This is a genomic window from Janthinobacterium sp. P210006 (genome assembly GCF_036231885.1).
Lineage (GTDB): Bacteria > Pseudomonadota > Gammaproteobacteria > Burkholderiales > Burkholderiaceae_D > Janthinobacterium > Janthinobacterium violaceinigrum.
On sequence record NZ_JAZARD010000007.1, the window covers coordinates 81,427 to 102,506 of the forward strand.

Annotated in this window: 14 protein-coding genes; 7 read left to right on the forward strand and 7 right to left on the reverse strand. The window is 63.4% G+C overall.

What is annotated here, in order from left to right; genetic code table 11:
* Nucleotides 1–152: 152 nt before the first annotated feature.
* Genes VPH41_RS27045 through VPH41_RS27055 form a run of 3 tightly spaced genes read right to left on the reverse strand, consistent with a single transcriptional unit; the run spans nucleotide 153 to nucleotide 6,818 of the window.
* On the reverse strand, nucleotides 153–641 hold the full coding sequence (locus VPH41_RS27045) for a hypothetical protein (RefSeq protein WP_152282244.1): 489 nt from the start codon (nucleotides 639–641) through the stop codon (nucleotides 153–155).
* A 55-nt stretch (nucleotides 642–696) separates the two neighbouring features.
* Nucleotides 697–4,878, reverse strand: a complete 4,182-nt coding sequence (locus tag VPH41_RS27050) for a DEAD/DEAH box helicase (protein ID WP_328572104.1) — start codon at nucleotides 4,876–4,878, stop codon at nucleotides 697–699.
* The gene (locus VPH41_RS27055; RefSeq protein ID WP_328572105.1) at nucleotides 4,875–6,818 is read right to left on the reverse strand and encodes a dipeptidyl-peptidase 5; all 1,944 of its coding nucleotides are present in this window, start codon (nucleotides 6,816–6,818) and stop codon (nucleotides 4,875–4,877) included. The genes VPH41_RS27050 and VPH41_RS27055 overlap by 4 nt, the downstream gene beginning before the upstream one ends.
* Nucleotides 6,819–7,019: 201 nt before the next feature.
* Here VPH41_RS27055 and hemE point away from each other — a divergent pair, with 201 nt between their 5' ends.
* Nucleotides 7,020–8,105, forward strand: a complete 1,086-nt coding sequence (hemE, locus tag VPH41_RS27060; protein ID WP_152255899.1) for a uroporphyrinogen decarboxylase — start codon at nucleotides 7,020–7,022, stop codon at nucleotides 8,103–8,105.
* A gap of 841 nt (nucleotides 8,106–8,946) precedes the next feature.
* Nucleotides 8,947–10,998, forward strand: a complete 2,052-nt coding sequence (locus tag VPH41_RS27065) for a primosomal protein N' (RefSeq protein WP_328572106.1) — start codon at nucleotides 8,947–8,949, stop codon at nucleotides 10,996–10,998.
* 14 nt (nucleotides 10,999–11,012) lie between these two features.
* Here the strand turns inward: VPH41_RS27065 and VPH41_RS27070 are convergent, their stop codons facing one another.
* On the reverse strand, nucleotides 11,013–11,903 hold the full coding sequence (locus VPH41_RS27070; protein ID WP_328572107.1) for an ArgP/LysG family DNA-binding transcriptional regulator: 891 nt from the start codon (nucleotides 11,901–11,903) through the stop codon (nucleotides 11,013–11,015).
* 129 nt (nucleotides 11,904–12,032) lie between these two features.
* Here VPH41_RS27070 and VPH41_RS27075 point away from each other — a divergent pair, with 129 nt between their 5' ends.
* Together VPH41_RS27075 and VPH41_RS27080 are read left to right on the forward strand one after the other, a co-directional pair.
* Entirely contained in the window at nucleotides 12,033–13,481 is a 1,449-nt protein-coding gene (locus VPH41_RS27075) for a dihydrolipoyl dehydrogenase (protein WP_287775923.1), read from the forward strand.
* A 165-nt stretch (nucleotides 13,482–13,646) separates the two neighbouring features.
* On the forward strand, nucleotides 13,647–14,768 hold the full coding sequence (locus tag VPH41_RS27080) for an HD-GYP domain-containing protein (RefSeq protein WP_328572108.1): 1,122 nt from the start codon (nucleotides 13,647–13,649) through the stop codon (nucleotides 14,766–14,768).
* Between the two features lie 112 nt (nucleotides 14,769–14,880).
* Here the strand turns inward: VPH41_RS27080 and VPH41_RS27085 are convergent, their stop codons facing one another.
* Nucleotides 14,881–15,366 (reverse strand): SRPBCC family protein, encoded by a 486-nt coding sequence (locus tag VPH41_RS27085; RefSeq protein ID WP_328572109.1) that lies wholly within the window; start codon nucleotides 15,364–15,366, stop codon nucleotides 14,881–14,883.
* 209 nt (nucleotides 15,367–15,575) lie between these two features.
* Here VPH41_RS27085 and VPH41_RS27090 point away from each other — a divergent pair, with 209 nt between their 5' ends.
* Nucleotides 15,576–17,636 (forward strand): UvrD-helicase domain-containing protein, encoded by a 2,061-nt coding sequence (locus tag VPH41_RS27090; protein ID WP_328572110.1) that lies wholly within the window; start codon nucleotides 15,576–15,578, stop codon nucleotides 17,634–17,636.
* A gap of 7 nt (nucleotides 17,637–17,643) precedes the next feature.
* Here VPH41_RS27090 and VPH41_RS27095 read toward each other — a convergent pair whose 3' ends face one another.
* Together VPH41_RS27095 and VPH41_RS27100 are read right to left on the reverse strand one after the other, a co-directional pair.
* Nucleotides 17,644–18,000 carry an addiction module antidote protein gene (locus tag VPH41_RS27095; RefSeq protein ID WP_328572111.1) on the reverse strand — a complete coding sequence of 119 codons (357 nt, stop codon included), beginning with the start codon at nucleotides 17,998–18,000 and terminating at the stop codon, nucleotides 17,644–17,646.
* Complete coding sequence (locus tag VPH41_RS27100) at nucleotides 17,997–18,383, reverse strand: type II toxin-antitoxin system RelE/ParE family toxin (protein WP_328572112.1); 387 nt, start codon at nucleotides 18,381–18,383, stop codon at nucleotides 17,997–17,999. Before VPH41_RS27100 ends, VPH41_RS27095 begins: the two co-directional genes overlap by 4 nt.
* 157 nt (nucleotides 18,384–18,540) lie before the next feature.
* Here VPH41_RS27100 and VPH41_RS27105 point away from each other — a divergent pair, with 157 nt between their 5' ends.
* Both VPH41_RS27105 and VPH41_RS27110 read left to right on the forward strand, forming a co-directional pair.
* Nucleotides 18,541–18,759, forward strand: a complete 219-nt coding sequence (locus VPH41_RS27105; protein ID WP_328572113.1) for a SlyX family protein — start codon at nucleotides 18,541–18,543, stop codon at nucleotides 18,757–18,759.
* Between the two features lie 169 nt (nucleotides 18,760–18,928).
* Nucleotides 18,929–21,073, forward strand: coding sequence for a M3 family metallopeptidase (locus tag VPH41_RS27110; protein ID WP_442906329.1), 2,145 nt, complete (start codon nucleotides 18,929–18,931; stop codon nucleotides 21,071–21,073).
* Nucleotides 21,074–21,080: the final 7 nt, after the last annotated feature.

Consider the following 21,080-nt stretch of genomic DNA (forward strand, 5'->3'; position numbering starts at 1 on the left):
GAATATTTTGCTATTTGTCCGAATCAGAAAATAATAAACTGATAATATAAGTAACAAACAACTATTGAAAGGTGGGCTTTGCTTGCCAGGGCGGCCAAAGATTAGCATTAATTGCCGCGTTTGCGCAGTTTTTTGCCCGCTAGGCAACCCGGCTAGACGACGATGGCGCTGCCGCGCAGCATCTCTTGGTGATGCGCATTCAGCGCCGCCACGGCATCCTTGCCGCGCGCCATGCCGGTGGCGTGGATTTCCGTTTCCTGCGTGTAGCGCTGGCTGACTCTGACCGTGTAGGACTGGAACAGCCAGCTCCAGAAGTTCGTTTCATAGACGGCTTCATCCATGTCGCGCCATTTGACGCCCGTCAGTTTCTTTTTCCACGGCAAGATACCGGAGGCCAGCCACACGCCCGCCTCGTCGTAGTACAGCTGATAGCTGCGGATGGTCAGCAGACGGTAGCCGACGATCAGGGCCGAGCCGATCAGCACCACGAAGGCGGCGCGCGCGTTGTACTTGAAGGCCAGCGGCAGGGCGGCAAAGAAGAGCAGCACGGCAATGATGAACGTGCTGACATAGGCGGTCCAGGATTTGCCGCACAAAAAGGTGGCGCGCTGGCCGGCGCTGGTGGCGATGTAATCGGTCATGGCGTGGGCGATAAACAGGGAAAAAGGATCATCGCATGGAACGCGGCTTCCCCGTTCATTTTTTCAAACCCTCCTGCAGCATGCCCAGCATGTCGCTGGCCGACATGCGCGCGGCCGCGTCGCTGCCTTCCAATAAACTGTCGGCCAGGTCGCGTTTGTGCTGGTGCAGTTCGACGATGCCTTCCTCGATCGTATGTTTCGCCACCAGGCGGTAGATGGTGACGGGGCGCAATTGCCCCATGCGGTGGGCGCGGTCCGAGGCCTGGTCTTCCACGGCAGGGTTCCACCACGGGTCCATGTGGATCACATAGTCGGCCGCCGTCAGGTTGATGCCCATGCCGCCCGCTTTCAGGCTGATCAGGAAAACGTCGCCTTCGCCCGCCTGGAAGGCGTCCACACGGCGCTTGCGCTCCTGCATGGGCGTGCTTCCGTCGAGATACTGGTACGTCACGCCATGCTGCTCCAGGTGCTGGCGGATCAGGGTCAGGTGGTCGACGAACTGGCTGAAGACGAGCACCTTGTGGCGGTTTTCCAGCAAGCCCGACAGCAGTTGCGCGAAGGCGGCCAGCTTGCTGCTGGCCAGGCCCAGCTCGGGCGCCACCAGTTGCGGATTGCAGCAGGCGCGGCGCAGCTTCATGATTTCCGCCAGGATCTGGATGGCCTTTTTCGACGCGGGCCCTTCCACCATGGCCAGTTTTTCCAGCGCTTCGCGGCGCAAGGATTCGTACAGTGCCGTTTCCTGCGGCGACAGTTCCACTTCCAGCACGATTTCCGTGCGCGACGGCAATTCCGACAGCACTTGCGTCTTCGTGCGGCGCAGGATGAACGGTGCGATCAGGCGGCGCAAGCGCAGACGCGCACCGGCCGCGGCCCGCTTGTCCTGGTCTTTCTCGATGGGCCCCGCAAAGCGCAGGTTGAACTGGTCGAGCGTGCCCAGCAAGCCGGGGTTGATGAAGCGGAACAGGTTCCACAATTCACCCAGGTGGTTTTCCAGCGGCGTGCCGCTGGCCACCATGCGGAAGTCCCCTTGCAGGGCCATCACGGCTTGCGAGCGCTTGGTGGCGCCATTCTTGATGGCCTGCGCTTCGTCGAGCACGATCGTATGCCAGTGCACGCCGGCAAACAGGGCCGCTTCCTGCTGCAGCAAGCCATAGCTGGCCACCACCACGTCGAAGGGCTGCAGGGTATCCAGCATGTCGGCGCGGTCGCCGCTGCCGAACAGTTTCACGTTCAAGGTGGGCGCGAAGCGCTTGGCCTCGCTGATCCAGTTCAGGCACACGGACGTGGGGGCCACTACCAAGGTGGGGCCGTTCGGCGCGCGCGCCAGAATCAGCGCCAGCGCCTGCAAGGTTTTACCTAAGCCCATGTCATCGGCCAGGCAGGCGCCCACGCCCCAGTGCGCTAGGCGCGCCAGCCACTCGTAGCCGGCCAGCTGGTAATCGCGCAAGTCTGCCTGCAAGGTGCTGGGCAGCTGCGCCTGAAAATCGTCGAGGGCGCGCAGGCGCAGCAAGTGTTCGCGCCACAATTTGTCGGCGTTGACCCCGCCCGCGTCGTTGGCCAGCTCTTCCAGCGCGAACGCGGCCAGCGGGTGGATGTGCACGCCATCGGCATGCGCCTCGCCATACGCGGCCAGTTCCGACAGCCGGCGGTGCAATTCGTCGCTGAGGGCGAGGAACTGGCTGTCGCCCAGGGCCACGAAGCGGCTTTTATTGTTCTGCATCAAATCGAGCAGGGCGCGCAAATCCATCACCTTGTCTTCATCGATCTGCACTTCGCCGCTGGCGGCAAACCAGTCCTTGTCGCTCTTGATATTCAGGCGCATCTGGCCGCTGTCGATGCGTTTCGACACGCGCATGGTTTCGCCTTCGGGCCAGGCCAGGACGATGCCGGCGGGGTCCAGCGCCTGCAATTCCACCAGCAGCTGCAGGCCCAGGGCAGGCTGGCCCAGCAGCCACTCGCCATGCTCTTCTTCCGCCTCTTCCAGTACCAGGCAGCGCCCGATGAGCTGGCGCTGGGCTTCGCGCTCCCCGTTCAGGTCGCGCCGCGCTTGTACGGCCCGGCCCGCCACATCGGCAAACACGCTTTCGGCGCCGCTGCCCGGCGCGTAATAGGCGCCATTGTCGAGCAGCGGGCGCACCAGAATCTGCATTTTGAGCCCCTGCTGGTAGGGCAGCAGGTGTACGTGCAGGCGGTGGTCGGCCGTGATGGCTTCCGCGTCCCCGGTGCCGCCGCCGATGTCCGACTGCACGGTGACCATGGACGAGATGGCGCCGATGGCCTGCATGACCTGTTTTTCCGCATGCAGCGGCACGGACAGGCCCAGGCCCACGATGGCGCCGATGCGCCGGTGTTCGTCGAGGATATGCACCACGCGCAGGCGCGTCGGCGTCTCGCGCTGCACCACCACATTGCTGCCGCTGTCGGGCAGGGGCGGCTGCATGCCCAGCCACAGTTGCCCCTCGTGCGACTTGATCAGGAGCTCGGGCGCGCCGGCGATCAGTTCCACGCGCGTGTCCGGGTGGTCGAGCCAGAACACGAGCGGGTGGCCCACCAGCAGCACGGCGGCCTTGTCCAGCTCCACTTCATAGCGGGGCGCCGACGAATAATACTGTTTGAACGGTGCGATGCTGCCCGCCGCGCGCGCGTCCTGCGGCGTGAGGAAATCGATGTCGCCCGCCTCTTCTGCCAGGCGTTTCAAGCCCATGGCGCGGCCCTTGCTCCAGCCGCCCCGCGCGTCGCGTTTCTGCTCGCGCACTTCCACGGCCGTCAAGCCGAAGCGCGGGTCGAACGCCACCAGCCACACGAGGCGCGACACGCCGCCGATGGCTTCGGCAGGCGCGTTCTGCTGCAGATTGATGAGGGCGCTCAGCTGGCGCTGCCACGCTTCCTGGCGCTCGAACCACGGCGCCATGTCCGTCAGGCCGTGTAGCGCCCGCTTGGCCGTCGCATAGCGCTCCTGCTGCGGCTCGCTCATCAGGCCCAGCAAGCCGGCCGCCTGCGCGGCAATCAGGTCGTAGCCGGCCGCGTCCGCCTGCTGCACCAGCGATCGCAGCTGGTCCTTGCGTTCGCTCAATTGCGGTAGCGCCAGCCAGTAGTACAGCAAGGCCTGGAACAGCTGCGCCTGCAGTCCCGTTTCCCAGCTGCGCGTGGGGATGCTTTCCGCCTGCAGCACGCCGGCGCGCACCAGGCGCAGGGTGTTGAGCTGCTGGTAGACGATGCTGTCGTGATTCGGTTGCGCATGCAGCGCGATATCGAGGTAGGCTTCCGCATTTTTCAGCAGCTTGGCGTCATTGCTGCGCAGCAGGGCCAGCACATACAAATGGCCGCCGATGCCCGTAAAGCACAGCTTGCGCTTGCCCGCTTCCTTGCGCAGCCCCTTCAAGGCCGTTTCGAAGCCCGCCACGGCGTGCGCATGTTCGCCGCGCAACAGGGCGATGCTGCTGTCGATAAACAGCACCTGCGGCCCCTGCTGGTCCGCCAGGTAGCGCGCAGCTGTATCGAGTTCGCCGCACAGCAGGGCATCTTCGGCCAGGGCCAGCGGCAGGGCCGCGCTGATCTGGTCGCCGGCCGCCGCTTGGCGCGCGTGGTGCGCGCGCGCGTACGTGCGGATGGCGTGCGCCGTGGCCGGCTCGCGGGGCGCATTGCCCAGCAGCACTGCGAGTATGTCGTCCTGCAATTGCGGCATGACGAAGGACAACATTTCCGGCTCGAACGGGCGGCCGAAAATCTCGATCAGCGGATGCAGCTGCTGCGCTTCATAGCAGGCCATGCAGGCAGCCAGGATGGCGGCCACGTGTCGCACCTCGTCGTTGCGCAGCAGGGCGATGCGCAGGCGGGCCACGCCTTGCCGGTAGCTGCGCAATTCCACATAGCCGTCCCAGTTGCGCCGCACGGGATTGATCAGCTCGATGGCCTGGCACAGGTCGCGAAACGCCAGGTGCTCGATGGCGGCGCGCATGGCGGGCCAGCGCAGCCTCGCTTCGCAGGCAAAACCGCGTCCGACGATTTCCGACGCCAGCGCCAGGCGCGTCAGCCGCAGCAGCATGTTCGTCACCACCAGCAGGGAAAACGGCGTGCCGTCCGGCTCGACGATATTGGCGCGCTGCAAGTGTTCGTACACGGCATGCTTGCCCACCGGCTCGCCCGGGATCGCCAGCAAGGCGAGGATCATCTGCTCGTGCTGCTCCAGTGCGGCAAATTCATCGAGCAGGTGCTGGTCGGCGTGCGCGTCGGTCATGCAGGCAGATTATCGATATGCACGGGCGGCTCGCCGGCTGCCACGGGCAGGCCGAACACGCGCTGGTAGAAATACAGTTCCGCGTCCAGCGTGCGCACGATGTTTTCCGCCTTGCGGAAGCCGTGTCCCTCGCCTTCCAGCGGCACGTAGGCAACGGGCACGCCGCGCGCCTGCAGGGCGTCGACCATCAGCTGCGACTGCTGCGGCGGTACCACCTTGTCGTCGAGGCCCTGGAAGAAGATCATCGGGCGCGACAGTTTATCCGTGTGGTGGATGGGCGACCGTTCGCGGTACAGCGCTTCGGCTTGCGGCTGCGAGGCGATCAGGTAGTCGGTGTAGCGCGATTCGAACTTGTGCGAATCGTTGTCCAGGCCCTTCAGGTCGGACACGCCGTAATAGCTGGCGCCCGCCTTGAAGACGTCGTGGAAGGTCAGGGCGCACAGGGTCGTCAGGCCGCCCGCGCTGCCGCCGCGGACGATCAGGCGTTCCGGGTCGGCCAGGCCATTGGCGGCCAGGTAGCGCGCGCCGGCGATGCAGTCTTCCACGTCGACGATGCCCCACTGGCCGCGCAGCGCGTCGCGGTATTCGCGGCCGAAGCCGCTGCTGCCGCCGTAGTTGACATCGAGCACGCCGATGCCGCGGCTGGTCCAGTACTGCGTCGCCAGTTTCAAGGTATTGCTGGCCATGCTGGTGGGGCCGCCATGGCTGATGACGATGACGGGCGGCAAGGTGCCCGCCGGCGCCTGCACGTCATCGTTCTTCGGCGCATAAAAGAAGGCGTGGGCCGTGCGGCCATTGCTGCTGCTAAAACTCAAACTGCGGGGCACGGACAGGTAAGCGAGCGCAGGCAACTGTCCGATCGACTGCGCCAGCACTTCCAGCTCATGGTTAGACAAATCGATGCGCGCCAGTTCCAGCGCGATGGTGGGGCTGCCGCCCAGCAAGGCCACGAAGCCGGGACCCACGCGCAGTTCGCGGATTTCCTGGTACGGGTGCGGTATCGGTTCCAGCTTGGCCGTGGCCACGTTCAATTGCGCCAGGTAGCTGATGCCGGCCTGGATATACGTGCAGACGAGCTCGTCGGTGGACAGGAAACCGTACATGCTGCCGCCGAAAGTCCAGTGCGGCGTGGCAAATTCCGCTTCCATCGGGCACAGCGCCTCGATGTCGGCGCCGTGCAGGCGGTACAGATTCCACCAGCCGCTGCTGTCGGAAACGAAGTGCAGCAAGCCGCTGGGCGACCATTCCGGCTGGCAGATGGACTCGCGCGCGCCGCCGGCGATCAGGCGGGGCGAACCCAGGCTGCCGTCCGGGTGCACGTCGGCCAGCCACAGTTCCGTGCCTTGCCATGGCAGGCGCGGGTGATCCCAGCTGATCCAGGCCAGCTGGCTGCCGTCCGGCGACAAGCGCGGTGCTGCATAGAAATCGTGGCCCCGCGCCAGCACCGTTTCGCGTCCGTCGAAGCCGACGGCCGCCAGGCTGTTTTCCGGATGGGCATGGCCTTCGTCCGGATGCTGCTCGCGCACGGCGATCAGGCGGGAACGGGCCGCATCGACGACGAAGTCCGCATGGCGCGTGTTGCCGCCCGTGGTGAACGCTGCGGGCGCGCCGTCGCCTGCCACGCGGTACAGGCGGTTATCGGCGAAATGCGAGAAAACCACGGTATCGCCGGCGATCGCATACGCGCCGCCGCCGTATTCGTGCACGCGGGTGCGCACATTGAACGGCGCGGGCGTCAGTTCATCGACGCGCGCGCCGCGCTGGCGCAGCAGGGTATTGCGGCCCGCTTCGCTGGCGCGCCCGGCCAGCCAGTACACGTCGGCGCCATCCGCCCCCCCCAGGGCCAGTTGCGTCAGCGGCGAGGCGCCAGCGGCGACGATGGCCGCGCTGATCGGCGATGGCCAAATGCCATAAGGGGTGCTGGATGCGGTCGAGGTCATGCGGGCTCCGTGTCGTGGTGGAAAGAGGGGGCCTCCAGGCGGCGTCAGGCAGCGCGGCGGCGTGCATCATCATAATGGAAGGGCAGGCACAACGAAAGATATCGCTGTGCATGGCAAATGCTGCAAAGCGGCACTGGAATCAATGAAATGGCAGCGATTGGATGCGATAATACCGCTTCTCCAAGCTATTGATTGCCTTCCATGCCACAATTTGCTCCGCTCCAGAACGACACTTTCCTGCGCGCCCTGCTGCGCCAGCCGACCGAGCACACCCCTGTCTGGCTGATGCGCCAGGCGGGCCGCTACCTGCCCGAATACCGCGCCACGCGCGAGCGGGCCGGCTCCTTCCTGGGCCTGGCAAAGAATCCCGATTACGCAACCGAAGTGACCTTGCAGCCCCTGGAGCGCTTCCCGCTCGACGCGGCGATCCTGTTTTCCGACATCCTGACGGTGCCCGACGCCATGGGCCTGGGCCTGTATTTTGCCGATGGCGAGGGTCCGAAGTTCGAGCGTCCGCTGCGCACGGAACAGGACGTGAAGGCGCTGCAGGTGCCGGACCTGGCATCGCTCGACTACGTCTTCAATGCCGTGACGCAAATCCGCACGGAACTGAACGGCCGCGTGCCGCTGATCGGTTTTTCCGGCAGCCCGTGGACCCTGGCTTGCTACATGGTGGAAGGGGGCGGCTCGAAAGAGTTCCATACCATCAAGAAGATGCTGTACAACCGCCCGGACCTGATGCATCACATCCTGGCCATCAACGCCACGTCCGTGGCGCAATACCTGAATGCGCAAATCGATGCCGGCGCGCAAGCCGTGATGATTTTCGATTCCTGGGGCGGTGCGCTGGCCGATGGCGCCTACCAGGAATTCTCGCTGGCCTACATGCAGCAGGTGGTGGCGCAGCTGAAACGCGACAAGGATGGCGTCAAGATACCCGCCATCGTGTTTACCAAGGGCGGCGGCCAGTGGATCGAGCAGATCGCCGACATCGGCGCCGATGCCGTGGGCCTGGACTGGACCGTCAACCTGACGCGCGCGCGCCAGCTGGTCGGACATAAAGTAGGCTTGCAGGGCAATCTCGACCCCGCCATCCTGTTCGCCAGCCCCGAGCAGATCCGCGCCGAAGTGGCGAAGGTGCTCAATGCGTTCGGCGCGCCATCGGCCGGCACGGGCCACGTGTTCAACCTGGGCCATGGCATTTCCCAGTTCACGCCGCCCGAATCCGTGGCAGCGATGGTGGAAGCCGTGCACAGCATGAGCCGCGCCATGCGCAGCGGCCAGTAAGTCTTCATTTCCCCTGGCGCAGGGGCAGACAAGGCAGGCTTTCCAGCGAAAGCCTGCCTTTTTCTTTGCTGCGCCCCAGCAAGAAATACCGACTTATGCACAATTTTTTTTGCTGCGGAAATAAGAGGCAGTGGAAAAGCCATGCCCGGGGAGACGTTGCAAGTGCTTGATTATTAAGACATAAAAAAGGCATTGTTCGGCGGATTTTGTTGCAATTGAGATGGTTATTCTTGCGCTGATCCGTCTTGTTCCTTCATTGTCCACAAAGTTATCAACAGATTCTGTGGATAAAATTGAAAAGTAATTTGTTAACCGATACTTAGCGTAGATGTTCAGGTTTCACCTGAAGTGTATGTTGCAGCGCATGATAATTGAACAATGTTTCGCCACCCAACAGGCAAAAACGAACGCTTGCCCGGCAATTGTCAACTTTACCTCATGCGGCGGGCATTTTTGCCGATGGCGTGCATCAAAACGGTGCTGATTCCTGTATAAAATAATCAGAAATGGTTCAGTTATGCACAGCCGCGGAAACGCGGGACCGATTTGCTGCTTCCCGGGCATCAATTTTTAAGTCATTGATTTTAAATAGTTAATTTTTCTTGCGTGCCCCTCTTGACGGCGATCAAAATTTTCTATCCACATTTTTCTGAAAGTTAATTTTGCTTTGTCCACAAAGTTATCCACAGAATTTTCTTCAGGCTCCCGGACTCGCTGTCGCGTCCGCCGTTAGGCATTTGACGGGCGAAACAAGTATCATGGCCCGCTGGCTTGACGCCTGACATCGTGCCGCGCCCTGCATCCTGCGGCGCGCTTTTTTATTGAGATAGGCCCTACCTCCATGTCGCAGTGCATTTTGACGTCGTGCATCCTGAAAATCGCGCTCGACACGCCCCTGAACGCCCTGTTCGATTACCGCTGGAACGGGGCGGCGGAGGCCGGCGCGGACGCGCCGCTGCCGCAAGTGGGGCAGCTGGCGCTGGTGCCGTTCGGCCGGCGCGAAGTGATGGGCTTGATCGTCGGCGTGTCCGACAGCACCGACGTGCCCGCCGCGAAACTGAAGGATGTGCTGGCCGTGCGCAGCCAGCTGGCGCCGTTGTCGGAACAGTGGCTGGCGCTGGCCGCCTTTGCCGCCGATTACTACCAGCGTCCGCTCGGTGAAGTGGCGCTGCCGGGTTTACCGAAGAATTTGCGCGTGCTGACCACCGTGGCGCTCGATCGTGCCATCAAGAAGCTGGCCAAGCTGGCCGACGCGCACGACGGCACGCCGCTGAACATGCCGGCGCTCAACCCCGCCCAGCAGGAAGCGGCGGACGCCATCGGCGGCGCCCAGGGCTTTAAACCGACCCTGCTGTACGGCGTGACGGGCAGCGGCAAGACGGAAGTGTATCTACAGGCCTGCGCCCAGGTGCTGGCGCGCGAGGACGATGCGCAAATCCTCATCCTGGTGCCGGAAATTAACCTGACGCCGCAGCTGGAAGGCAATATCCGCGCGCGCTTTCCCGGCGTCATGCTCGCTACCCTGCACAGCAGCCTGTCCGAAGGCGAACGCATGCTGCACTGGCTGGCCGCCCACCAGGGCCAGGCGCGCATCATCCTGGGCACGCGATTGGCCATCCTGGCCTCGCTGCCCAAGCTCAAGCTGATCGTCATCGACGAAGAGCACGACCCGTCGTACAAGCAGCAGGAAGGCTTGCGTTATTCCGCGCGCGACCTGGCCGTGTGGCGCGCCTGGCAATTGCAGATTCCCATCGTGCTGGGCTCGGCCACGCCGTCGCTGGAAAGCTGGCACCATGCACAGACGGGGCGCTACCGCAAGCTGGAATTGCGCGAGCGGGCCGTCAAAAATGCGGTGCTGCCGCGCGTCAAGATTCTCGACATGGAACGCGACCGGCCGAAAGATGGCTTGACTTCGCATTTGGTAGCCGCACTAAAGCTGCGTATGGAGCGGGGCGAACAGTCGCTGCTGTTCTTGAACCGGCGCGGCTATTCGCCCGTCATCTGTTGCGAATCGTGCGGCTGGATCAGCAATTGCACGCGCTGCACCTCGTTCATGGTGCTGCACAAGCCCGAACACCGGCTGCGCTGCCACCATTGCAGCCTGGAACTGCGCATTCCCCGCCATTGCCCCACGTGCGGCAACGTCGACCTGCAGCCGCTGGGACGGGGGACGCAGCGGGTGGAAGAGGGCTTGCAGCAATTGTTTCCCGAGGCGCGTATCTTGCGCATCGATGCCGATTCCACGCGCAAGAAGGGCAGCGCGCAGGAAGCGTTCGACACCGTGCACCGGGGCGAAGTGGATATCCTGATCGGCACGCAGATGGTGGCCAAGGGCCACGATTTCAAAAAGCTGACCCTGGTCGGTATCCTGAATCCGGATACGGCCCTGTTTTCCCAGGATTACCGGGCCAGCGAACGCCTGTTTGCCCAGCTGATGCAGGTAGCGGGCCGGGCCGGCCGCGCCGCGCAGACGGAAGGGGGCAGCGTTTCCGAAGTGCTGATCCAGACGCGCTATGCGCGCCATCCGCTGTACGACGCCGTCGTCAACCACGATTACGACCATTTCGCCACGACCCTGCTGGAAGAGCGGGCCCAGGCGGCGCTGCCGCCGTATCTGTTCCAGGCCCTGCTGCGCGCGGAAGCCCCGGAGCTGGCCACGGCTATCGAGTTCCTGCAGGCGGCGAAAGAGTGCATGGAACACCCGCAGGTGACCATCAACGACCCGATTCCCATGAGCATGACGCGCGTGTACAACGTGGACCGCGCTCAGCTGCTGCTCGAGTCCCCCTCGCGCCCGGCGCTGCAGGCGTTTTTAAAGGAATGGCTGGCGCAATTGCGCGCCATGAAGACGCGCGTGAAATGGTCGCTGGAAGTGGATCCGCTCGATATTTAAATTAATTCACTGAATTAGTTCAGATAATCGCGCGCGGACTTGACGATCTGCTCGGACAGCAGCTTGGTAAACGGCGTGTCCAGGGTCCACGCGTGCCAGCTCAGCGGTACGTCCAGGGTACGGCCCGGCATCAGATCGACGAGCCTGTCCATCGCCAGCGCCTGCGCGGCCAGGCGCTGTGGCATCAGGCCGTAGGCCAGGCCATCGTGGACGCAGCCGCGGCGCGCCGCTTCCACCGGCAAGGTGTGGTGGGGGAACGGTTCACGCATGCTCAATTGTTCCGCGAGGAAACGTGCCAGCAAGCCGTGCTGGCCCACCACGGCCGGCGCCAGCTGTACCGCCTCGCTGCTGAAACCGTCGCCGAACCAGTGGCCCGCAAACACGGGCGTGGCCACGCAGACATAGCGCAAGGTACCCAGCGGCGTGACGCTGGTGGCGGCCGCCGCGTCCAGCGCTGTGCCGGACTCGGCTGCCACGCAGCCAAACACGGAGCCGTCGCGCACCATCTGCAAGGCGCTGTCGCTGTCGGCCAGGCGCACGTCGAGCTGGCAGCGGGGCGGCGCCAGCAGCGCCGACAAGGTGTCGGGAAACCACGTGGCCAGGCTGTCGGCATCGATGGCGATGGCGATTTCCGGCATGCTGACGCTGTTGCCCAGGTCGATGTCGAGCGACGCTTCCATCAGCTTGACGTTGCGGTGATGCACGATCAGGCGCTGGCCCAAGCCCGTCGGCACGGCCGGCTGGCCACGGATGATCAGCAGGCGCCCGCTGGCGTCTTCCAGCGCCTTGATGCGCTGCGAGACGGCCGACTGGGTGATGCCCAGCGCCAGGGCAGCCTTGTCGAAACTGCCATGGCTGGCAACGGCGTCCAGCACGGCCAGCGCGCGATAATCGAGTGATCCCATTAGCTCAGCTTATAAATTTTAAAAATGATTAGTTATACTAATGCATATATTGCTGCAAAGTAAAACCTTATTTTCGGCAAACGGGTAGTATCGAATGCTGTGAGCAACCTCAAACGGATGGACAGCAGCATGAAGACGATACGAGTGGATGTGGCCGTGATCGGCAGCGGCACGGCCGGCATGACGGCGCACAGGGCGGCGCGCATGCAGGGCAAGCGCGTGCTGATGATAGAAAGCGGGCCGTACGGCACGACGTGCGCCAGGGTCGGCTGCATGCCCAGCAAACTGCTGATCGCGGCGGCCGAGGCGGCCCATGCCGTCGCTGCCGCGCCGGCGTTTGGCGTGCATCCGGGACCCGTGCGTATCGATGGCCGGCAAGTGATGGCCCGGGTGCGCAGCGAGCGCGACCGCTTTGTCGGCTTCGTGCTCGACGGCGTCAACGCCATTGCCGACGAAGAAAAACTGCGCGGCCATGCGCGTTTTATTTCCCCCGGCAAATTGCAGGTGGATGAACACACGATCGTCGAGGCGGCCAGCGTGGTGATCGCCACCGGTTCCACGCCCATCGTGCCGCCAGAGTGGCAGGCGGCGGGCGAGCGCGTCATCACCAGCGACGCCGTGTTCGAGTGGACGGACTTGCCCGCTTCCGTGGCCGTGGTCGGCAGCGGCGTGATCGGCCTGGAGCTGGGCCAGGCGCTGGCGCGCCTGGGCGTGCGCGTGACCCTGTTTGCGCGCGGCAATAAAGTGGCGCAGCTGACGGACCCGCTCGTGCTGCAGGAGGCGGGCGCCGTGCTGGCGCGTGAACTCGACATCCGCTTCCAGACCAGCGTGGCGCACGTGGCAACAAGCCCGGACGGCAGCGGCATCGCGCTGACCAGCCGCGATGGCGCGGGCCAGGAAAAAACCGAGCAGTTCGAGTATGTGCTGGCCGCCATCGGCCGCCGTCCGAACGTGGACAAGATCGGCCTGGAAACGGCGCAGATCGCGCTCGACCGCCACGGCATCCCCCTGCATGACCCGCACACCATGCAGTGCGGCAAGAGCGCGATTTTCATCGCTGGGGATGCCGACAACGCCTTGCCGCTGCTGCCCGAGGCGGCCGACGAGGGCCGCATCGCGGGCGACAACGCGGCGCGCTTTCCTGACGTCAAACCGGGCTTGCGCCGCACGCCATTGACGATCGCCTTCACGGAGCCGCAGGTCGCCACGGTGGGCGCCACCTACCAGCAACTGTGCGTGAGCCATGCGGGCCGCTTTGCCGTCGGTGCCGTGTCGTTCGGCAACCAGGGCCGCAGCCGCGTGATGCTGCAAAACCAGGGTGTGCTGCGCGTGTATGCGGAGTTCGGCAGCAAGCGCTTTCTCGGCGCCGAGCTGATCGGGCCACGGGCCGAACACCTGGGTCACCTGCTGGCCTGGGCATGCCAGGCGCAGCTGACGGTGCCCACCATGCTCGACATGCCGTTTTACCACCCCGTCGTCGAGGAAGGCGTGCGCACGGCCTTGCGCGAACTGGCGCTGCACCTGGAAAAAGATCCGGAACACGCGCCCGGCTGCGCCGACTGCACGCCCGGTCCTTGAATGCAACTTTGCGATTTACATAATTTTGTAGACAAGCTCACATGATTGCGCGATCATCGCTGCCACATTGAAATATTGATTAAAAGCAAAAAACATTTCAATCGGTACATACCGCTGATGCCAGGATGGTAAAAACAGGCGGGTGCAGGCGATGATGGAGACGATGTGAAAATTCGGCGCATTTACGCAGGAGAACTCGCACTGGGCGTGGCCCTGCCCTGGGACGTGCATGGCGAAACGGGGGGCTTGCTGGCTCGGCTGGGCCATGTCATCAGCAGCGAGAACCAGATCGCCTTGCTGCTGGCGCGCGGCGTCATTGCCGATGCCAGTGCGGACGTGCCGCGCACGGCCACGGAAGCGCCATCGGCCCTGCGCATGCTGAACCTGGTCACGGCAGGCCTGGCCCTCGTCTTGCCGACGATTGCCGCCGGGCAAGCGGGCAGCCACCTGCCGCTGGCCGCGCTGGCGCAGCTGGTGGAAGAGGCTGTCGTGCTGGACGCCGACGTGGCGCTGGCCTGCATCCTGCACAACCAGGGCGCGGGCGACTTTGCCGTGCGCCACAGCGTCGATACGGCCGTCATCACGGCCCTGCTGGCGCGCGCCCTGAAACTCGATGAGGGCGTCGTGCGCAGCGTGGTGCTGGCCGCGCTGAGCATGAATGTGGGCATGCTGGAACGCCATGCGGATTTCCAGCACAAGGCGGGGCCGCTGGATGCGCAGGAACGCGCCTATTTGCGTGCCCATCCGCAAGCGGGTGTCGACTTGCTGCGCGCGGCGGGCGTCACCGACGCCGTCTGGCTGCAAGCCGTGTTGCAGCACCATGAAAATATCGATGGCAGCGGCTATCCGCTGGGCACGCAAGGCGCGGCGATCGGCATCGGCGCCCGCCTGATCATGCTGGCCGACCGCTATTGCGCGCGCGTATCGAAGCGCAGCTACCGCCAGCCTTTGCTGCCGAACGTGGCCCTGCGCGAAATGCTGATGGCCGACAAGGCCACCCTGGATGCGCCGCTGGCCTCGCTGCTGGTGCGCGAGCTGGGCATCTACCCCATCGGCACCTACGTCAAACTGTTGAATGGAGAAATCGGCGTCGTCACGCGCAAGGGCTTGAATGCCACCACGCCCCACGTGCAGTCGCTGATCGGCCCCCGCGGCGCGCGTCTGGACGTACCCTTGCGGCGCGACACGCGCGTGGACTTGCACGCCATCCGCGAGGTGCTCAGCGCGGAGCAGGCGGGGCTGCAGTTCCGGCCCGACCAGCTATGGGGCCGCAGCGCCAGAACGTAGAGCGCCTGGAAAGACGCCCATGGCGCGTTGCATTGCCTAGTCGTACTTTCGTACTGCCTTCGACAATGCGCCTAGCCCTGAGCGTTTTCCAGACGCTCTCTACATCAATAGCTTAATTCAGCAGACCCGCATCGAGCCGTCCCTCGAGCGCCAGTTCGCGCATGATGCGCACCGTGTCGATGTCGGATTCCTGGTAGGCGGAGCGGCGGAAGTCGTCGTACAGGGCGTTGGCCGCATCGGTGGACGCGTCGTGGCCGTCGTCGTACTGGAAGCGCACCCACAGGCTGGCCTCGTCGGGCATCTCGATGGTCATCACCAGCGAGGAGGCGCTGATGTCTTTCTGCGCCGGCACTTCGTAGCGCACCTGCAGTTGCGGCACCAGCACCACCTTGTCGTTGATGACCAGCTCGCCATAGCGCAGGCTGCGGGCGAAACCTGCATCGCTGCGTTCGCTGATCTGGCATTCGTCCAGGTGGGGCACGAACAGCTTGGGCGACTCGGCGCGCAAGACGAGGCCGCGCCAGACTTGCTCCAGGGTCAAGGTGTCGATCAGCGGGTTCAGCGGATCGTTGATTTCAATCAGGTGTTCAAATTTCATGGGACTGCCATTCGGTAAGTGGGCGCGCACGGGCGATATAGGCGGAATGGTACTCCAGGCGTGGCCGCGCCGCACGCATTGCATGGCCCGAGATGGCGTCATATGGCGATATATCAATGCCGTTGCCTGTTTTTCAGGCATGGCCCGCCATGCAATTGGCCCACGCGACGCTGTTACAATGGGCTGCTGTTCCCTGCGGAAATACCCTGATGTCCAAAGCACCACAGTTCGGTCTGAATGCGCCCCAAAGCGAAGCGGTTACCTACCTCGACGGCCCTTGCCTCGTGCTGGCGGGCGCCGGTTCGGGCAAGACGCGCGTGATCACGCAAAAGATCGCCCACCTGATCGAAGACCGGGGCTACGACCCGCGCACCATCGCCGCGCTGACCTTCACCAACAAGGCGGCGCTGGAAATGCAGGAACGCATCGCCAAACTGCTGAAGCAGCCGCGCCAGGCCAAGCAGTTGACGGTGTCGACCTTCCACTCGCTGGGCGTGAAAATCCTGCGCCAGGAAGCCAATGGCGTGGGGTTGAAGGACCGCTTTTCCATCATGGACAGCGACGACTGTTTTTCCCTCGTGCAAGACCTCGCCATTACCACCGATAAACAGGTGATCCGCGGCATCCAGAACGCGATGTCCTTGTGGAAAAACGGCCTGATCGACCCGGACATGGCGCTGGCGCAAGCGAAGGACGAGGACGAGGCCAACGCGGCGCGCATCTACCGCAGCTATGTGGCGACCTTGTCCGCCTACCAGGCCGTCGATTTCGACGATCTGATCCGCCTGCCCGTGGAACTGTTCCGCAACAACGGCCCCGTGCGCGACAAGTGGCAACGCCGCCTGCGCTACCTGCTCGTCGACGAATACCAGGATACGAACACCTGCCAGTACGAACTGGTCAAACTGATGGTGACGGGCATCGGCAAGAAGCCGATGTTTACGGCCGTGGGCGACGATGACCAGGCGATCTATGCGTGGCGCGGCGCCACCGTGGAAAACTTGAAGACGCTGGAAACGGATTTCCCCGACTTGCGCGTGATCAAGCTCGAGCAGAATTACCGCTCCACCATGCGCGTGCTGAACGCGGCCAATGCCGTCATCGGCAACAACCCGAAATTGTTTGAAAAGTCGCTGTGGTCCGAGCACGGCCTGGGCGAGCCGATCAAGGTGCTGGGCATGCAGACGGACGAGCAGGAGGCGGAGCAGGTCGCCATCATGATCTCGGCCGACCATTTCGAGCGCAAGAACAAATTTTCCGATTACGCGATTTTGTACCGGGGCAACCACCAGGCGCGCATCATCGAGCAGTGCCTGCGCAAGGAACGCATCCCGTACACGATTTCGGGCGGCCAGAGTTTCTTCGACAAGGCCGAGATCAAGGACATCATCAGCTACCTGCGCCTGCTGGCGAACGAAGACGACGACCCGGCCTTCATCCGCGCCGTGACGACGCCGCGCCGCGGCGTGGGCCAGTCGACCCTGGAGGTGCTGGGCGCGTTTTCGGGGCAGTGGCAGTGTTCGCTGTTCCAGGCCGTTTTCAAGGGCGGCATCGAGGCCAAGCTGACGGACCGCCAGCTGGGTCCCCTGCGCGACTTCTGTAACTTCATCAACGACCTCGAATCGCGCGCCAGCCGCCCGGGCGCGGCCGGCAGCGGAGATAACGCGGCCGAGGTGCTGGATGACATGATGAAGGAAATCCACTACGAATCGTATCTGTACGATGCCTTCGAGGAACGGCAAGCGCAAAGCAAGTGGCAGAACGTGCTGGAATTCGTCAACTGGCTCAAGGAACGGGGCCGGGGCGGCAAGGACCGCGATGGCGAAGAAAAGAACGTGCTGGAACTGACGCAGATGGTTGCCCTGATGACGATGTTGGAAGGCAAGGACGAGGAGCAGGACGCCGTGCGCATGTCCACCCTGCACGCGTCGAAAGGGCTGGAATTTCCGCACGTATTCCTCGTCGGCGTGGAAGAGGGTATCTTGCCGCACAAGGGCGACGCGGACGCGCCCGCCGAAACCATTGCCGCGCGCATCCAGGAAGAGCGGCGCCTGATGTACGTGGGCATTACGCGGGCCCAGCGCACCTTGCACATCACGTGGTGCAAGAAGCGCAAGCGGGCGGGCGAACAAGTCCATTGCGACCCGTCGCGCTTCATCAAGGAAATGGAACTCGATGTGGGCGACGCCGTGCCCACGGAAGCGGAAGTGATTTCTCCCAAGGAACGCCTGGCGCGCATGAAGGCCTTGCTGGCCGCGCCGAAAGGGTAGGTGGCGCTCAGGCTTCCACGGTGCCGTCCGGCGTGGCCTTCGGCACGATGGCCAGTTGCATGCCCAGCGCATCGAGCATCTTTAAAATGGTTTCAAAGCGCGGCTTGCTGCCTTCGCGCAAGGCTTTATACGCGCCTTCGCGCGTGATGTCAGCCCTGGCCGCCACCTTGCCCATGCCGTAGGCGCGCACCACGTCGTTCATGGCCGACTGGAACAGTTCCGCATTGCCGGTGGCGATGATTTCGCTCATGTAGGCGGCCACGGCGGCCTTGCTGGTCAGGTGTTGCGTTGGATCAAATTTGCTCAGGCCCAGCGCGTCGAAGTCGTCGAGGTCGAAGTCCTTATCGTTGATATCCCAGTTCATTTCTTTCGTGCTCCTGTCGATGGGCTGGCTGCCGCTTTTTTGAGAGCCGCCTGCCGGGTTTTCAAGTCCCGGAGGATCGCTTGCGCCTGCCTGATGTCGCGTTGCTGGCTGGATTTATTGCCGCCCAACAGCAGCAAGATCAGGGTACCCCGGTTTGTCTCGTGAAAATACACGCGCCAGCCGGGCCCCGTTTGCAGGCACCGCAACTCGCACACGCCTTCGCCCACTGGCCGCCAGTCGCCCTTTTTGCCGTGCTGCAAGTGCTTGATGCGCGCGTCGATGGCGGCGGCTGCCACGTCGTGCAGGGAATCTTCCCAGCGCCGGTATTCTGCCGTCTTGCGCGTGTCGATCAGCGGTGGTTCCGTTGGTGATGGTCGATTCATTGTAATCGTTTGTTCTCATTCGTCAAGCGGTTTGAGGGGGCCCCAAACGAAAGAATAGGCAGCAATGGCCGTCTGACCGATGGCGAATGGACGAGGTTTGTCCTGGCTCACGCCGCTGCGGCGGTAGAATGCCCCCTTTCAGTTAGGAATGAGCACCATGGGCAATGCAGAACAGATGGAAACACGTTTCGTCGATATCGAGATCAAGCTGGCGCAGCAGGAGGACCTGGTCGAATCGCTGAACCAGATGGTGTACCAGCAGGGCAAGCGCATCGACCAATTGGAAGCGATGCTGCACAAGCTGGGCGAGCACGTGCGCGACGGGGCGCAGCAGGCAAATGGCGGGTTGGTCAACGAACGTCCGCCGCATTACTAAATCGGCATCGTGGTGCTGCGTACATGAAAACCGTTCATCACCGGCTGGCACGCTACCATCGGTAGTTGCGGGTGACGCAAATGTTTCTGGCTGTTATTATTTCAGGCTGGCCCGCGACACAATCGCGGCTCTCTTGCGTTTCTTGAAAGAAGACATGACCCGTCCAACAATGCTCGTCATCGCCGCCAGCCTGATGCTGGCGCCAGCCGCTTTTGCCGCGACCGCCACCACCGCGCCAACCACTGCCGCTACCGCGGCCGCAGCCTTGCCTGCTTCCAACCCGTTTGCGCAAGCGAGCAGCCTGCCATTCAACTATCCGCCGTTCGACAAGGTGCAGGACGCGGACTACGCGCCCGCCTTTACGGCCGGCATGGCCGCCAACCTGGCGGAAATCAACGCGATTGCGAACAACAAGAAGCCGGCCACGTTCGACAACACCATCGTGGCCATGGAGCGCTCGGGCCAGTTGCTGAGCCGCGTGCGCACCGTGTTTTCCGTGATGTCCGGTTCGAACACGAATGACACGATCCAGGGCCTGGAACGCGAGCTGGCGCCGAAAATGGCGGCCCACAGCGACGCGATCATGCTCAACGATAAATTGTTCAAGCGCATCGACACCCTGTACGCCAAGCGCGACAAGCTGGGCCTCGATGCCGAATCGAAACGCTTGCTGGAACGTTACCACACGGACTTCGTGCGCGCGGGCGCCAAGCTGTCGGCGGCCGACAAGGAAAAGCTGCGCGCCTATAACGGCCAGCTGGCTGCCCTGTCGACCAAGTTCGCGCAGAATGTGCTGAAAGAATTGAACGCTTCGGCCGTCGTTGTCGACACGCGCGAAGAGCTGGACGGCTTGTCGCCGGCCGCCATCGAAGTGGCTGCGGGCCTGGCCAAGAAGCGTGGCCTCGATGGCAAGTACGTGATCGCCCTCGTCAACACGACGGGGCAGGCGCCGCTGGCACTGCTGACCAACCGCGCCTTGCGCGAACGCATCATGGCCGCCTCGCAAGCGCGCGGCAGCCGCGGCGGCGAGTTCGACAACACCCAGGAAGTGCTGGAACTGGCGAAACTGCGCGCCGAACGGGCTGCACTGATGGGCTACCCGAACTACGCGGCGTATTCGCTGGAAGACCAGACGGCGCACGACACCACGGCCGTGAACGCCCTGCTGGGCGAGCTGGCCAAACCGGCCGTCGTCAATGCGCGCCGCGAAGCGGACGACATCCAGAAGGTCATCGATGCGGGCAAGGGCGGCTTCAAGGTCGGCGCCGCCGACTGGGCTTTCTATAGCGACAAGGTGCGCGCCGAACGCTACAACTTTGATGAAAATCAGTTGAAACCGTACTTTGAAATGCACAGCGTGCTGACCAAGGGCGTGTTCTTTGCCGCTGGCAAACTGTACGGTTTGACCTTCAAGCAACGCACCGACTTGCCCGTCTACACGTCCGACATGCTGGTGTACGACGTCTTCAATGAAGACGGCACGCAGCTGGCCATCTTTACCTTGGACCCTTACGCGCGCAGCAACAAGCGCGGCGGCGCCTGGGCAAATGCCTATGTGGGCCAGTCGACCTTGCTGAACCGCAAGCCGGTGATCGCGAATAACCTGAACATTCCGAAGCCGGAAGCGGGCCAGCCGACCCTGATGACGTTTGACGAAGTCAACACCATGTTCCACGAATTCGGCCACGCGCTGCACGGCATGTTCTCGAACGTGAAATACCCGCGCTTTGCCGGCACCAGCGTGCCGCGTGACTTCGTCGAATACCCGTCGCAAGTCAATGAAATGTGGGCGCTGTGGCCGGAAGTGCTGCAAAACTATGCCAAGCACTATCAAACGGGCGCGGCCATCCCGGCCGAGCTGCTGGCGAAGGTGACGGCGGCCGACAATTTCAACCAGGGCTATAAAACCACGGAATACCTGGCGTCGGCCTTGCTGGACCAGCGCTGGCATCAGCTGACCCCGGCACAGATCCCCACCGACGTGCTGGCGTTTGAAAAAACCGCCTTGACGGATGCGGGCGTCGATTTCGCCCCGGCGCCGCCGCGCTACCGCACCACGTATTTCTCGCACGCATTTGCGGGCGGTTATTCGGCCGGCTACTACGCCTACCTGTGGTCGGAAAAGCTCGATGCCGACACGGTCGAGTGGTTCAAGGAAAACGGCGGCCTGACGCGCAAGAACGGCGACTGGTTCCGCAGCAAATTGCTGTCGCGCGGCGGCAGCGCCGATGCGCTCGACATCTACCGCAACTTCCGCGGCCGCGATGCGAAGATCGAGCCATTGCTGGAACGCCGTGGCTTGAACGGCAAGTAATCCGCGT

Coding starts and splice junctions, on each gene's coding strand:
- VPH41_RS27075 (WP_287775923.1), top strand. CDS start 12,033: ATGAAGACGATACGAGTGGATGTGGCCGTGATCGGCAGCGGCACGGCC.
- VPH41_RS27095 (WP_328572111.1), bottom strand. CDS start 18,000: ATGAACTGGGATATCAACGATAAGGACTTCGACCTCGACGACTTCGAC.
- VPH41_RS27100 (WP_328572112.1), bottom strand. CDS start 18,383: ATGAATCGACCATCACCAACGGAACCACCGCTGATCGACACGCGCAAG.
- VPH41_RS27110 (WP_442906329.1), top strand. CDS start 18,929: ATGCTCGTCATCGCCGCCAGCCTGATGCTGGCGCCAGCCGCTTTTGCC.
- hemE (WP_152255899.1), top strand. CDS start 7,020: ATGCCACAATTTGCTCCGCTCCAGAACGACACTTTCCTGCGCGCCCTG.
- VPH41_RS27065 (WP_328572106.1), top strand. CDS start 8,947: ATGTCGCAGTGCATTTTGACGTCGTGCATCCTGAAAATCGCGCTCGAC.
- VPH41_RS27090 (WP_328572110.1), top strand. CDS start 15,576: ATGTCCAAAGCACCACAGTTCGGTCTGAATGCGCCCCAAAGCGAAGCG.
- VPH41_RS27085 (WP_328572109.1), bottom strand. CDS start 15,366: ATGAAATTTGAACACCTGATTGAAATCAACGATCCGCTGAACCCGCTG.
- VPH41_RS27105 (WP_328572113.1), top strand. CDS start 18,541: ATGGGCAATGCAGAACAGATGGAAACACGTTTCGTCGATATCGAGATC.
- VPH41_RS27055 (WP_328572105.1), bottom strand. CDS start 6,818: ATGACCTCGACCGCATCCAGCACCCCTTATGGCATTTGGCCATCGCCG.
- VPH41_RS27045 (WP_152282244.1), bottom strand. CDS start 641: ATGACCGATTACATCGCCACCAGCGCCGGCCAGCGCGCCACCTTTTTG.
- VPH41_RS27070 (WP_328572107.1), bottom strand. CDS start 11,903: ATGGGATCACTCGATTATCGCGCGCTGGCCGTGCTGGACGCCGTTGCC.
- VPH41_RS27050 (WP_328572104.1), bottom strand. CDS start 4,878: ATGACCGACGCGCACGCCGACCAGCACCTGCTCGATGAATTTGCCGCA.